The organism is Flavobacterium sufflavum, from assembly GCF_004016525.1.
GTDB lineage: Bacteria > Bacteroidota > Bacteroidia > Flavobacteriales > Flavobacteriaceae > Flavobacterium > Flavobacterium sufflavum.
Genome location: NZ_SACJ01000045.1, coordinates 1 through 265, shown reverse-complemented (window position 1 = coordinate 265; position 265 = coordinate 1). Strand labels below are relative to the sequence as shown.

At 41.9% G+C, this 265-nt stretch carries 1 protein-coding gene; it reads right to left on the bottom strand.

Annotated features, from left to right (window positions below; genetic code table 11):
- Positions 1-265: hypothetical protein (locus tag EOD40_RS18090; protein WP_164905519.1), on the bottom strand; the 265-nt coding region annotated here is incomplete at both ends.

The following is a 265-nucleotide window of genomic DNA, read 5'->3' as shown; positions in this document are numbered from 1 at the left end:
ACATTATAGTTTGTTCCTGCATTTAAACCAGTCCATGATAGAGCCGAACCTGTACCTGCTTGTGGTGCTTGTACGTTAGTCGTACCTATTCTTAACTGATAGCTTACTCCTGATTGTGAAGTACTAGAACTAACTGTTCCTGTGCCTGGATTAGAAGCACAAATAGAACTTCCGGTCAATACAAGAGCAACTGGATTAGCAACCTCAACAATATTCACACTATTGCTTGAACCCGGACAATTCGTTGGAGCAGCACCTGTAGAAA